Here is a 12235-nt window from a genome sequence, read left to right on the forward strand (position 1 = left end):
TCGCCCCCGCCGTGACAGCGCCTGGCGGAACGACGGCAGCGTGCGCAGCCGTTCGGCTCGCGCGACCCGCGCGGTGTCACCGGCCGCACGACCGCCCCGCCGCCGCAACCCCAGCACGAGCCCGACCGCGACCGCCACGACCACGACGGCCGCGGCGAGGATCAGCATCCACACGTTCGCTAGTGCCATGCGCGCACCACCGTCCTGGCGGCCGCGGCCCCCGCCACGGGGTCGATCGCCGGACCCTGCCGGAAGATGCTCGGGTAGTAGTGCCGGCCCATCGCGTCGATCAGGGCCGGGTTCACGCCACGGGCGACCAGGTCGTCGAGCGCGAGCACGGGCGCCTCCAGGCCGCTGTACTCGTTCACGAACGCGCGCACCACGCGGCTGAGCTCGAGGTTGGCCTGCCGCGCCGACAGCCGGCGCCCGAGGTAGTCGTTCTCCACGGCCTGGATGCGGTCGAGGTACTCCGTGCGCAGCACCGACAGCACGTCGAGCGTCGAGGGCGTCGCGCCCGTGGCGGCCGGGGCCGCGGTGCGCGGGGGTCGCGTGAGCACGATCAGCAGCCACGCGCCGAGCACCAGCAGCGCCAGGATGCCGAGCGCGAGCAGCATCCAGCCCCAGCCGTACTGCGCCGGCGGGTAGAGCTCGTCAGAGCCGGGCATTCGACCTCCGGTTCAGCAGCCGCAGCAGCTGCGGCACGGCGTCGTCCTGTCCGTCGAGCGCGGCGTGGCTGATCTCCATGCGGGTGAGGAGGTCGGCGAGGCGGGCGGCGTCGGCATCGCGCTGCGCCGTGAGCTCCTGCACGATGCCGCGGTCGCCCTGCACGAAGTCGGGCACCTGCCACCGGCTGTCCACGTCGACGCGCAGCCGCCCGGTGCGGTGGTCGAGCACGGGGTCGGCGTCGCGCAGCGTGAGCCACAGCACGTCGTGCTGCACGCGCAGCCTCCGCAGCAGTCGCTCGGTCTCGGAGGTGACCGGGGCCTCGTCGGTGAGCACGACCACGATCATGCGGCGGGCGACGGTGCGGGTGACGAACGACAGCAGCGCGTCGCGGTCGCTCGGGGCCGCCGCGTCGTCCACCGCGCGATCGAGTGTGCGCAGGGCGTGCTCGAGGGCGCCCTCGCTGCGACCGGGAGCCAGGCGGCGCACCCTGGACGCATCGCCGTAGACCACGGTGAAGTCGTCGCCGTGGCGCAGCGTGAGCACGCCGAGGGCCCCGGTGGCCAGGATCGCGAGCTCCTTCTTCGAGCGCTCGTCGGCGGCCAGGGCGGCCATCGAGCGACCGGTGTCCACCACGAACATCACGGTGTGCATGCGCGTGGCCCGCGACCGCTTCACCAGCGGCGTGCCCAGCCGGGCGGTCGCGCGCCAGTCGATGTCGCGCACCTGATCGCCGTACTCGTACTTGCGCAGGTCCTCGAAGTCGAGGCTCCGTCCGTGCAGCAGCGACGCGTAGGCGCCGTCGAGCGCGTGCAGGGATTTGCGCGACGAGTGGATGAAGAGCTTGCTCTTCACCTGGGTGATCAGGCTGGCCATGGCGGTGCGTCAGGGCGTGGGGACCGAGGCGAAGATCTGGTCGATGATGTCCTCGCTGCGGATGCCCTCGGCGTCGGCCTCGAACGTCAGGAGCACGCGGTGGCGCAGCACGAGGTGCCGGAGGGCGCGGATGTCCTCCGGCAGCACGTGCGCGCGTCCGTTCAGGAGGGCGAGGGCCCGCGACGCCTGCAGGAACGCGATGCTCGCGCGGGGGCTGGCGCCGTACTTGATGTAGCGGGCGCGCTCCTCGCCGATGTACGGCGCCGGATTCCGGGTGACGTAGGCGAGCGACACGATGTAGTTGCGGATCGCGGGGTCGACGTAGATGCGGCTCGCGACGTCTTGCAGCAGGTGCACGTCGTCGAGCGTGACGGCGCTGGACACGTGCCGGTCGGGGTCGAGCACGCCGGAGTCGATGCGGCTGAGGATCTCGAACTCGTCGGCGGGGCTCGGGTACTCGACGATCTCCTTCAGCAGGAACCGGTCCATCTGCGCCTCGGGCAGCTCGTAGGTGCCCTCCTGCTCGATGGGGTTCTGCGTCGCGATCACCAGGAACGGCTTCGGCAGCGGGTGGATCTCGCCGCCGATCGTGGTCTGGTGCTCCTGCATCGCCTCGAGCATCGCGCTCTGGGTCTTGGCGCTGGAGCGGTTGATCTCGTCGAGCAGCACGAAGTTGGCGTGCACGGGGCCGAGCACGGTGCGGAACGTGCCGGTCGCGGCGTCGTAGATCTGGTTGCCCGTGATGTCGCTGGGCAGCAGGTCGGGCGTGCACTGGATGCGCTTGAACTGCGCCTTCACGGTGTCGGCCAGGGTGCTCGCGGCGGTGGTCTTCGCGAGACCCGGCACGCTCTCCAGCAGGATGTGGCCGCCCGCGATGAGCGAGACGAGCAGGCTGGTGCGCAGGCGCTCCTGGCCGACCATCTTCGCCGAGTACGCGTCGGAGATGGTCTTCAGCACGCCGGTGGCGCGGGCCATCTCGGCCTCGGTGGGTGCGGGCTTCTCGCCGGGCGCGGGCGTCGGAGCCGGGGTGGCGGCGGGCGAGGTCGCGGCGGAGGGAGCGGGCGGGGGCGGGGGTGCGGAGATCGTCGGCGGAGTCTGCGCGTCGGGCTCGGTCATCGGTCGGTTCGTCTCCCTCGTTCACACGCGGGACCACGTCGTGCCCCTCCGCCGACCAGCGTAATCGCAACGACGGGACGCGCGCCCGCCGAACCGGGCGGCGTCGGCATCGGGGAAGCCGCGGATCAGCGGGCGCGGCGCCAGCGCAGGCGCGTGATGAGCACCCCGAGCAGGCACAGGGCGCCACCGACGAACATGAGCGGCGTCGGCACCTCGCCCAGGATCATCCACGACATCAGGATCGCGAGCGCCGGGACGACGTAGGTCGTGGCGGAGGTCTTGCCCGCGGTACTGCGCTGCAGCACGTACGCCCAGGTGGTGAATGCGATCGCCGTGGGGAACACGCCCAGGTACACCACCCACAGGGTCGCGTCGAGGGGCGCGGACTGCACGTCGGCCACGAGCGGACCGATCCACGGCAGCAGGGCGACCGTGCCCGCGGCCGCGCCGAGCCACGTGAGCGTGGTCGCGTCGGCACCCCCGCTCAGCAGGTGCTTCTGCAGCAGCGTGCATCCGGCGTACATGACCGCGGCCAGCAGAGCGAGCAGGAGCCCGGTGATGTCCGGACCGGTGCTGCTCGTGGAGTTCATGCCGATCAGCACCACGCCGAGGAACGCGATGGGTGCGCCGATGATCAGCGGGCGAGGGAAGCCCTCCCGCATGAACAGTCCGCTGAACACCACCACCATGAGCGGAGCCAGATTGACCACCATCGCCGCCGTCCCCGCGTCGAGCGTGCGCTCCGCGCTGTTCAGGGCCAGGTTGTACACGCAGAACCAGCCGACGCCCCACAGCACGATGAGCAGCCACTGCCGCCGGTCGGGGAGGCGGATGCCGTGGCGGAGCGCGATCACCGTCAGCGCGAGCGTGCCGACGGCCATGCGCAGCAGCGCGAGCGCACCGGGGTCGTAGTGCGGGCCCGCTCCGCGGATGCCGATGAACGCCGAGGCCCACAGCACCACCGTGACCACGGCGGCGAGGAGGACGAGCACGCCCTGACGGCGGTCGGGCGCGCGCTGCTCGACCGTGGGCTCTGGCGCGGGGGTGTGCGGCACCGTCCGATCCTCCCACCGGCCTCCGACAGCGGGCGATCCTCGGGAGCGACAGCCGTCGTCGCTTTCCCGCCAGGCCGCCGGTGGGGCACTGCTAACGTCGAAGAGCAGCCACTGTCCGGGCAGGTCGAGCGTTCCGCTCCCCCCGGAGAAGGACTGTCCTCCTCACCCGGATACGGCTGCGCCCGATACATGACGACGAGTGTGAGGACCATACGTGACGAACAGTGAACGAGTAGCGATCATCGGTGCCGGCCCCTCGGGGATGGCACAGCTGCGGGCCTTCGAGTCCGCGGCCCGTGCGGGGGCGGAAATCCCCGACCTGGTCTGCTTCGAGAAGCAGGCCGACTGGGGCGGCCAGTGGAACTACACCTGGCGCACCGGACTGGACGAGTTCGGCGAGCCCGTGCACTCCAGCATGTACCGCAACCTGTGGTCGAACGGCCCGAAGGAGGCGCTGGAGTTCGCCGACTACACCTTCGACGAGCACTTCGGCCGTCCGATCTCGTCGTATCCGCCGCGCCCCGTGCTGTGGGACTACATCGCCGGACGCCTCGCGAAGACGCGGGTGCGCGACCTGATCCGCTTCCAGACCGCCGTGCGCTGGGTGGAGTTCGACGAGGAGCGCGAGGTGTTCACGCTCACCAGCGAGCACCTGCCCACCGGAGCGACGACCACGGAGGAGTTCGACCGCGTGGTGGTGGCCAGCGGGCACTTCTCCTTCCCGAACGTGCCGCACGTCGACGGCATCGAGACCTTCCCCGGATCGATCTCGCACGCGCACGACTTCCGCGGTGCCGAAGCGCTGGCCGGCCGCGACGTGCTCGTGATCGGGTCGAGCTACTCCGCCGAGGACATCGGCAGCCAGGCGTTCAAGATGGGCGCCCGCTCCGTCACCGCCAGCTACCGCTCCGCGCCCATGGGGTACGACTGGCCGGAGGGCTTCGAGGAGCGTCCGGTCGTGCAACGGTTCGACGGCAGCGTGGCGCACTTCGCCGACGGCACCTCCACGCGCGTGGATGCGGTGATCCTCTGCACCGGCTACCTGCACCGGTACCCCTTCCTCCCGGGCGACCTCGCACTGTCGTCGCCCAACAACGTCTACCCGGACGGGCTCTACCGCGGTGTGCTGTGGCAGCAGAACCCGCGGCTGGCGTACCTGGGCGCGCAGGACCAGTGGTTCACGTTCAACATGTTCGACGCGCAGGCGTGGTTCGTGCGCGACGTGATCCTCGGTCGCATCGAGCTCCCCGACGAGGCGGAGCGGGCGGCCTCGATCGCGCAGTGGCGGGAGCGCTTCGACCGGATCGACTCGGCGGCGACCGAGATCCGCTTCCAGGCGGACTACATCCGTGACCTCCTGGAGTGCACCGACTATCCGGCGTTCGACCTCGACCGCGTCGTCGAGATCTTCCTGGCGTGGAAGCGCGACAAGAAGGCGGACATCATGGGGTACCGCGACCGCGTCTACGCCTCGGTCATGACGGGCACCCTCGCCGCCGTGCATCACACGCCCTGGCTGGAGGAGCTCGACGACTCGCTCGACCGCTACCTCGACGTGGACCCGGATGCCCGTGGCGCGGCGCTGCTCACCGGCGACCCGGCGGCGGACGACGACGAGCGCGAGGCGCTGCTGCCCGCCTGATCGGATTCGTCGGGGTGCTCTCGCGACGATCAGCCCCCTGGGCGGCGCGAGAGCACCTCGTCGGGTGCCGTCCTTGGCGGGGTAAAGGGCGGAGCCCGACGCCACCGTCCGCTGCACCCAACGGTTCGGTGGCGACAGGGGTAGCGTGACACCGGGTCACGCGCTCCACAAGATCAGCGGCGGGCGATCACCCGGGTGATGTCCGCTTTCGTCGACGTCGGTGTTACACCGCAGACTGCTGGTGTTACACTTGACGCATGCCGACCAAGCACCCGCGGACCAACATCACGCACACGCCGCAGGTCGCCCGCGCCCTTGACGTGGCACGACGGCGGTGGCCGGAGGAGGAGCGCGACAGTGCCCTGATCCTCCTCCTTCTCGAGGAGGGCGCCCGCGCCCTCGAAGAGCACGCGGATGAGGGTGATGCCCGGCGGGCGCAGCGACTCCGTTCTCTCGCCGGACGGTACTCGGGTGTCTACGGCGACGATTACCTGGAGCGCGTCCGCGAAGGCTGGGACGAGTGATCGTCGTCGACGCCGGTGTGCTCATCGGTCTGCTCGACGACCGCGACGCGCACCACCGGGCGGCACTGGAGATGCTCGAGCGCACGCCGCCGCCGTACCTGGTGCATCCGCTCACGCTCGCCGAAGTGCTGGTCGGGCCGGCCAGGGTCGGTCGCGAGGCTCAGGCCTGGGACGACCTGAACGAGATCGGCGTCGAGGTCGCGGCCCTCGGCCCTGACGAGCCGCTGGCTCTTGCACGGTTGCGCGCCGAGCACCGGTTGAAGATGCCGGACACGTGTGTGCTCGCCACGGCCGTGCATCACGGATGCCGTCTCGCGACGTTCGACCGTCAGCTGGCCGCGGCCGCCGCGCGCAGCGGACACGCGCTCGACTGACCGCGCCGTCACTGCGCGCGGACGACACCGCGTCGGCGGCCGACCCACACGACCAGTGCGGCGGTGGCGAGGATGATCGCGGCGATCAGCAGCACGTACAGCGCCACGGTCCCGTAGCCGCCCGGCTGGTGCGGGTTGAGGAACGGGTAGGGGTACCACCAGTGCTCGCCCGTCCCCGGGGAGACCACGAGGTTCGCGCGCACCAGGGTGTACACGACCCAGACGATCGGGAAGACCGCCGCGACCGCGACGGCGCTCCACCGCAGTGCGCGTCGACGCGGGGCGACCAGCACGTCGAGCAGCATCAGCAGGGGGATCACCACGTGCAGCACCTCGTTCGACCACGCGACCGTGGCACCCTGTGGCAGGGCGATGCCGCGCAGGAGGGTGTTGTAGACGACGCCGGTCACGATCATGTAGCTGCTCGCGCACATCAGCAGGACCGCGAGCCAGCGCGGCTCGGGGTCGGTCGTGTCGCGGTGGCGCAGCGCCCACACGGCCCCGGCGGCGAGGGCGACCGCCGCGAGCACGTTCGACTCGATCGTGAAGAAGCTGAAGAAGTTCGCGATCACGGTGGGGAGGTGGCCGCCCCACGCGGTGTCGGCGTCGCGCGCGATCTCCAGCGTGCGCAGGAGCTGGGCGACGATGGCCGCCACGGCGAGAGCCGATGCTGCGAGCCGCGCGTAGGGCCACCACCGTGTCATACCGACCTCCGTCGCACACTGTAGCGGCACGGAATCCTGCCCACCGCCACCCGGTGTCCGTTGGGTACGACAGGATGGGGCAGACGATGCGGAGGGGGTGGCTCGATGTCGTACGACCTCGAGGTGTACGGAAGGGTCTCGCTGACGGCGAAGGAACTCGCGAAGGTGGTGTCGTCGGTGCGGGGGCTGAAGGCCACGGTCGACCGGCGCGCGCAGACGATCTCCTCCATCGTGCACAAGCGCGGCCGTGCGGCGGCGTTCGAGCTCGACGGGCCCAATCTGCTGGAGCCGGAGGACATCCCGGAGGAGTGGACGGAGGCGGCCGGCTCCACGGTGCTCTACAGCATCCACGTGCCGTATGCCGTGCAGTCCGACGGAGGGTTCTCGTTCCGTGTCGACGAGCGCGATCTGGCGGCGGCGACGGCTTTCGCGGCGCGGCTGGCGGAGCGCATCGACGGCACGGTGATCGACTCGCAGACCGTCGAGCCGCGCGAACCAGAGCCCGCGCCGGAACCCGAGCCCCCGCGCCCGCGCTTCCTGCACCTCCGCTGGTATCGCCTGCTCGACGACCGGAACGACCAGGACCTCGCCGCGATCTATCTCCGCACCGCTCGCGAGTTCTTCCGGCCGGGGGTACCCTCGCGTTTCGGCACGCACGAACCATTCCAGGGGCGGTTCCCCCGCGACGACGACGCCCTGTTCGACACGATGTACCGCGAGTCCTGCTACATCGGCACCCTCATCCTGGCCGGCAAGCCGATCGAGCACGGGACCATCGACGGCTGGACCAACGACCTGAGCCGGCGCACGCAGACGATCGGGCTGAAGTTCGAGCTCGATCGGCTCGTGAAGCTCAAGGCTCTCGGCGCCGTCGAGTCGTTCGTGGTCGCCCTCGCCGAACGCACCGGCTCCTTCTTCGCTTTCGCCGAGGTCAGCACGAGGCGATACGGAACCGCTCAGCCGTCCATGGACGTGAAGCTCGACGACCCGTGGAGCGGGCTGCCGACCGACCCGCAGTGGCTGACCTGGTTCGGGCCGGAGTACGCCGAGCTCGTCGCGCCGCACCTCGACCCCGCGCGAACGACGGCCACGGCGCGGGGAACCCTGCTGCGCTGGACCGAACACCCCGCCGAGGCGGAGGAGTTGCGCGCACTGAGCGGCGACCCCTGGATTCCCGCCGACTACCGGGGAGTGTTCGACCCCGCCATCGACGAGCGATGCCGCAGGGCGGCCGCCGTCATGCCGGCGTCTCTGCGCTATCCCGCCGCGGGCTCGCCCCAGGCCCTGCGCATCGAGGCGCACTATGCGCGAGCGCGCGACGTGCAAGCCAGGGCGGGCGCGCGGCCGGGGGAGGGACGCCGATGACGCTCGAACAATCGGGTGCAGGTCCGTCGTCGACCGCGCGGGACTTCCTCTGGACGACGGGCGGCCCGTGGGTGTACGTCGGTCACGGCGAGCCAGGTCGCGAGAAATGGATCCCCTCGTGGTTCTACGCGGAGCCAGGACGGGACGACGTGTGCGTGCGCACCCTGCGCGGATGGAAGATGCGGTCCTACGAAGGACTCATGAACGAGTTCGGTGCCGCTCTCCAGTTCTTCGACGGCTTCGGCGAGAACTGGCCGGCGCTGAGCGATTGCCTCCGCTCCCTGGACGAATGGCTGCCGGCGAGTGCCTACGTCCTCGTCGTCGAGCGCGCGGAAGAGGTGCTGGTCGACGATCCGCTCGACCTGGAAGCGTTCTTGCGGACGCTGCACTTCGCAGGTGAATCCTGGTCGGAGCCGGTGGACGGTCCTGCGGTCCACGCTCGGCCGCCGACCCCGTTCCATGCACTGCTGAACGTCAGTGACGCGCATCCGGAGGGCATCGACCGCTTCGTCCGCGTCGCAGCCGGCGCACGCACCGACATCCCCCTGCGTGAGGGCGGCACCCGATGACGACAGTGGTCTCCGAGGGGTGGCACTGACGCCCCCGGCTCCGGCGACGGCACGGCGGTACGTCAGGATGGGGAGACCCGCACGGGAGGGGATGCACGGTGTCGTACGACGTTGAGGTTTACGGGAAGCGCTCGCTGCGACCGCGTGACCTGGTCTCCGTGATCACGGAGGACGCCGCGCTCCATGCCGACGTGACCGCGGAACCCGCGGGGATCTCGGCGGTGGTGCGCGCGCAGGGGGGCTCCCACTGCTTCCTCGTCGACGGACCGAGCCGCCGGGATCGCGCGGAGATGCCGGAGGGGCGGGCCGACCTCGCCGGGCGACGCGTGCACTACAGCATCTCCGTGGCGTACGACGAGGAGGTCGAGGCCAACACGGCCCTCGCCCTCGCGTTCGCGGCGCGGCTGGCCACACGGGTCGACGGCGTGGTGGTCGACGCGCAGACCGAGGATCCGCCCCCGCCCGCCGCACGTCCCGCGGAGCCTGAGCTGTTCCTGCACCTGGAGTGGTTCCGCGTCATCGACGAGCACAGTGCCGACTTCGCCGCGCACTACGTCGCGGCGGCCGAGGAGTTGTTCCCGCGGGCGCTGCCCCGGGCGTTCGGCCACTGGTCGCCGACGCTGAAGTTCGCGAAGGAAGGCGCAGCGGGGTTCGACCGGTTCTACCGGGAGGAGTGCGCCACGGACCGGATGCGGATCGCCGGACGCAAGCCGCTGGAGTACGGGTACCTCGAGGAGTGGTCGCATCAGCAGATCGGGGAGCGCCAGCGTCTCGGGCTGGTGCTCGACGCGACGACACTGGTGAAGCCACGTCCGGCCGCGGCCGTCGAGGCGTTCTTCGTTGACCTGGCCGCGCGCTGCGGCAGCTTCTACGCGTGCGCGGACGTGCGGCCGTCGAGATACCAGCCGCCGGTGGCGGGCGCGAAGTGGGGCGAGTGGACCGGGCTCCCCGTCGAGGCGCCCTGGTTGAGCTGGTTCGCTCCCGACTACGCCGAACTCGTGCGCCCGCATCTCGTCGACGGCGAGTTGCGTGAGTCCGCCAACGGCCTCCTCCACATCTCCCGCACGTCGCCGGCTCCGGAACCTTCGGAGGACCGGGATTCCTGGCTTCCCGAGGATTTCGTGCCCCTTCTCGGCGACCCCGACGATCGCAGGCTGGCGACGGCGACGGCGCGTGTGATGCCGGAGCGGCTCCGCTCGTCGAACCGCCTCGTACGGACGCGCTGAGCGTCCATCCCCACCGAAAGGCCAGCCATGCTGTCGGACTACAACCGCTCGGTCCTCGCGGAGATGACGCACGCGATGCAGCGGCTCGAGCGGGGCGAGTCGTCGCTGGTCGACGCGCAGTCGTCGCTGTCCGCGCGAGGGCCCCTGTTCGAGAACGACGGGTCGGGGATCCGCGATCTCGCCAGATCGATGACCGCCCGGATCGAGGACATCGCGGACCTCGACGGCGAGGATGGCCGCGACAGCGCGATCGAGTGCTTCGCGCGCTTCCGTCGTGAGGTCGAGTGACGCCGCCCTCAGCCGCATCCACCGCCGGAGGGGTGTCGGAGGCCGCCCGATAGGATGGGGACGCCCGAAGAGGGCCAGCTCATCGGCCGGTGCAAACCCGGCGAAAGCAGGGGAGAACCCATGCCAGGAATCGTGATCGTCGGCGTGCAGTGGGGCGACGAAGGAAAGGGCAAGGCCACCGATCTTCTCGGTGAGCGCACCGACTGGGTGGTGAAGTTCAACGGCGGCAACAACGCCGGGCACACCGTGGTCGTCGGCGACGAGAAGTACGCGCTGCACCTGCTGCCCTCTGGCATCCTGTCGCCCGGGGTCACCCCGGTCATCGGCAACGGCGTGGTCATCGACCTGGAGGTGCTGTTCTCGGAGCTCGAGGCCCTGTCGGCCCGCGGCATCGACGTGTCGCGCCTCAAGGTCAGCGCGAACGCGCACATCATCACGCAGTATCACCGCACGCTCGACAAGGTCACCGAGCGCTTCCTCGGCAAGCGCAACATCGGCACGACGGGCCGCGGCATCGGTCCCGCGTACGCCGACAAGATCAACCGCGTCGGCATCCGGGTGCAGGACCTGTTCGACGAGAACATCCTGCGCCAGAAGGTGGAGGGTGCGCTCGACCAGAAGAACCACCTGCTGGTGAAGGTCTTCAACCGCCGCGCCGTCACGTGCGACGAGATCGTCGACGACCTGCTGTCGTACGCCGAGCGGCTGCGCCCGATGGTCGCCGACACCGGCTACCTCATCGACCAGGCCCTGAACCGCGGCGAGGTCGTGGTGTTCGAGGGCGGCCAGGCCACCATGCTCGACATCGACCACGGCACCTACCCGTTCGTCACGTCGTCGTCGGCCACGGCCGGTGGGGCCTCGACGGGTTCCGGTGTCGGTCCCGGTGCGCTCGACCGCATCGTCGGCATCGTCAAGGCGTACACGACGCGCGTGGGCTCCGGCCCGTTCCCGACCGAGCTGTTCGACGAGCAGGGCGAGTGGCTGCGCAAGCAGGGCTTCGAGTTCGGCACCACGACCGGGCGGCCGCGCCGCGTCGGCTGGTACGACGCGCCGATCACCCGCTACGCCACGCGCATCAACGGCATCACCGACCTCGTGCTGACCAAGCTCGACATCCTCACCGGGCTCGAGCAGATCCCGGTGTGCGTCGCCTACGACGTCGACGGGGAGCGCTTCGACGAGGTTCCGGTGAACCAGACCGACTTCCACCACGCGAAGCCGATCCTGGAGTACTTCCCCGGCTGGAGCGAGGACATCTCGACCGCGCGCACCTTCGAGGACCTGCCGCAGACGGCGCAGGACTACGTGCTGGCGCTGGAGCAGATGAGCAACACGCGCATCTCGGTGATCGGCGTGGGCCCCGAGCGCGACCAGGTGATCGTGCGCCACGATCTGCTCGACTGATCGAGGGGAGGCGACCGTGACGCGCTTCTGGCTCGGCGGCTACGGCCCCGCGATGGACGGCTCCGCCGAGGGCATCGGCGTGCTCGCGGGCGACGAGGGTCGCGAGGCGAGCACTCTCGCGTATCGCGGGGCGGTGACGGCGACCCCGTCGCCGTCGTGGCTCGCGCAGCACCCGGGTCTCGACGTGGTGTACGCGGCGCTGGAGGGTGATGCGGCCGTGCAGGCGTTCGCGCGCACGGGTGACACGGCCCTCGCGCCCCTGGGTGATCCGGTGGCGACGGGCGACGGCGTGTGCCACGTCGCGGTGTCTCCGAACGGGCAGACCCTCATCGCGAGCTGCTACGGCGACGGACGCGTGGTGCGGTTCGGCATCGCGGCGGACGGACGGCTCGTGCCGGCGAAGGAGGATGCGGCGGCGGCACGAGC

14 protein-coding genes and 1 pseudogene are annotated in these 12235 nt (G+C 70.7%); 9 read left to right on the plus strand and 6 right to left on the minus strand.

Annotated features, from left to right (window positions below):
- From DW297_RS07130 to DW297_RS07150, 5 genes and pseudogenes are all read right to left on the minus strand, one after another.
- A pseudogene (locus DW297_RS07130) lies at positions 1-189 on the minus strand (hypothetical protein); the annotation flags it as partial.
- A complete protein-coding gene (locus tag DW297_RS07135; RefSeq protein WP_136030821.1) occupies positions 180-665 on the minus strand; it encodes a hypothetical protein in 486 nt (161 codons plus the stop codon). The gene DW297_RS07135 and the pseudogene DW297_RS07130, both read right to left, overlap by 10 nt.
- Positions 652-1539, minus strand: coding sequence for a DUF58 domain-containing protein (locus tag DW297_RS07140; RefSeq protein WP_136030824.1), 888 nt, complete (start codon positions 1537-1539; stop codon positions 652-654). Before DW297_RS07140 ends, DW297_RS07135 begins: the two co-directional genes overlap by 14 nt.
- A 9-nt stretch (positions 1540-1548) precedes the next feature.
- The gene (locus DW297_RS07145) at positions 1549-2655 is read right to left on the minus strand and encodes an AAA family ATPase (RefSeq protein ID WP_205828247.1); all 1107 of its coding nucleotides are present in this window, start codon (positions 2653-2655) and stop codon (positions 1549-1551) included.
- A 125-nt stretch (positions 2656-2780) separates the two neighbouring features.
- A complete protein-coding gene (locus DW297_RS07150; protein ID WP_136030826.1) occupies positions 2781-3710 on the minus strand; it encodes a DMT family transporter in 930 nt (309 codons plus the stop codon).
- Between the two features lie 214 nt (positions 3711-3924).
- On the opposite strand from DW297_RS07150, the gene DW297_RS07155 reads away from it, so the two are divergent.
- The 3 genes from DW297_RS07155 to DW297_RS07165 all read left to right on the plus strand — a co-directional run bounded on the left by DW297_RS07155 (position 3925) and on the right by DW297_RS07165 (position 6250).
- A complete protein-coding gene (locus DW297_RS07155) occupies positions 3925-5352 on the plus strand; it encodes an FAD-dependent oxidoreductase (protein ID WP_136030828.1) in 1428 nt (475 codons plus the stop codon).
- A gap of 257 nt (positions 5353-5609) precedes the next feature.
- Positions 5610-5876 (plus strand): hypothetical protein, encoded by a 267-nt coding sequence (locus tag DW297_RS07160; protein WP_136030830.1) that lies wholly within the window; start codon positions 5610-5612, stop codon positions 5874-5876.
- Complete coding sequence (locus DW297_RS07165; protein ID WP_168442814.1) at positions 5873-6250, plus strand: type II toxin-antitoxin system VapC family toxin; 378 nt, start codon at positions 5873-5875, stop codon at positions 6248-6250. Before DW297_RS07160 ends, DW297_RS07165 begins: the two co-directional genes overlap by 4 nt.
- A gap of 8 nt (positions 6251-6258) precedes the next feature.
- Here the strand turns inward: DW297_RS07165 and DW297_RS07170 are convergent, their stop codons facing one another.
- Positions 6259-6954, minus strand: coding sequence for a Pr6Pr family membrane protein (locus tag DW297_RS07170; protein WP_136030835.1), 696 nt, complete (start codon positions 6952-6954; stop codon positions 6259-6261).
- Between the two features lie 105 nt (positions 6955-7059).
- On the opposite strand from DW297_RS07170, the gene DW297_RS18860 reads away from it, so the two are divergent.
- The 6 genes from DW297_RS18860 to DW297_RS07195 all read left to right on the plus strand — a co-directional run.
- A complete protein-coding gene (locus DW297_RS18860) occupies positions 7060-8319 on the plus strand; it encodes a hypothetical protein (RefSeq protein ID WP_168442815.1) in 1260 nt (419 codons plus the stop codon).
- Positions 8316-8888, plus strand: a complete 573-nt coding sequence (locus tag DW297_RS18865; RefSeq protein WP_168442816.1) for a barstar family protein — start codon at positions 8316-8318, stop codon at positions 8886-8888. The genes DW297_RS18860 and DW297_RS18865 overlap by 4 nt, the downstream gene beginning before the upstream one ends.
- A gap of 98 nt (positions 8889-8986) precedes the next feature.
- Positions 8987-10114 (plus strand): hypothetical protein, encoded by a 1128-nt coding sequence (locus DW297_RS07180; RefSeq protein ID WP_136030837.1) that lies wholly within the window; start codon positions 8987-8989, stop codon positions 10112-10114.
- A 27-nt stretch (positions 10115-10141) separates the two neighbouring features.
- Positions 10142-10402, plus strand: coding sequence for a hypothetical protein (locus DW297_RS07185; protein WP_136030839.1), 261 nt, complete (start codon positions 10142-10144; stop codon positions 10400-10402).
- 120 nt (positions 10403-10522) lie between these two features.
- A complete protein-coding gene (locus tag DW297_RS07190) occupies positions 10523-11809 on the plus strand; it encodes an adenylosuccinate synthase (protein WP_136030841.1) in 1287 nt (428 codons plus the stop codon).
- A gap of 16 nt (positions 11810-11825) precedes the next feature.
- The coding region (locus tag DW297_RS07195) for a lactonase family protein (RefSeq protein WP_136030844.1) at positions 11826-12235 on the plus strand (410 nt) is incomplete at its 3' end.

The sequence above is a fragment of the Microbacterium sp. PF5 genome, assembly GCF_004794315.1.
In the GTDB taxonomy this organism is placed as follows: Bacteria; Actinomycetota; Actinomycetes; order Actinomycetales; family Microbacteriaceae; genus Microbacterium; species Microbacterium sufflavum.

Excerpts from the sequence above, each read along its gene's own strand:
- DW297_RS07145 (WP_205828247.1), bottom strand. The coding sequence starts at position 2,655 with ATGACCGAGCCCGACGCGCAGACTCCGCCGACGATCTCCGCACCCCCG.
- DW297_RS07170 (WP_136030835.1), bottom strand. The coding sequence starts at position 6,954 with ATGACACGGTGGTGGCCCTACGCGCGGCTCGCAGCATCGGCTCTCGCC.
- DW297_RS07140 (WP_136030824.1), bottom strand. The coding sequence starts at position 1,539 with ATGGCCAGCCTGATCACCCAGGTGAAGAGCAAGCTCTTCATCCACTCG.
- DW297_RS18860 (WP_168442815.1), top strand. The coding sequence starts at position 7,060 with ATGTCGTACGACCTCGAGGTGTACGGAAGGGTCTCGCTGACGGCGAAG.
- DW297_RS07135 (WP_136030821.1), bottom strand. The coding sequence starts at position 665 with ATGCCCGGCTCTGACGAGCTCTACCCGCCGGCGCAGTACGGCTGGGGC.
- DW297_RS07190 (WP_136030841.1), top strand. The coding sequence starts at position 10,523 with ATGCCAGGAATCGTGATCGTCGGCGTGCAGTGGGGCGACGAAGGAAAG.
- DW297_RS07160 (WP_136030830.1), top strand. The coding sequence starts at position 5,610 with ATGCCGACCAAGCACCCGCGGACCAACATCACGCACACGCCGCAGGTC.
- DW297_RS18865 (WP_168442816.1), top strand. The coding sequence starts at position 8,316 with ATGACGCTCGAACAATCGGGTGCAGGTCCGTCGTCGACCGCGCGGGAC.
- DW297_RS07185 (WP_136030839.1), top strand. The coding sequence starts at position 10,142 with ATGCTGTCGGACTACAACCGCTCGGTCCTCGCGGAGATGACGCACGCG.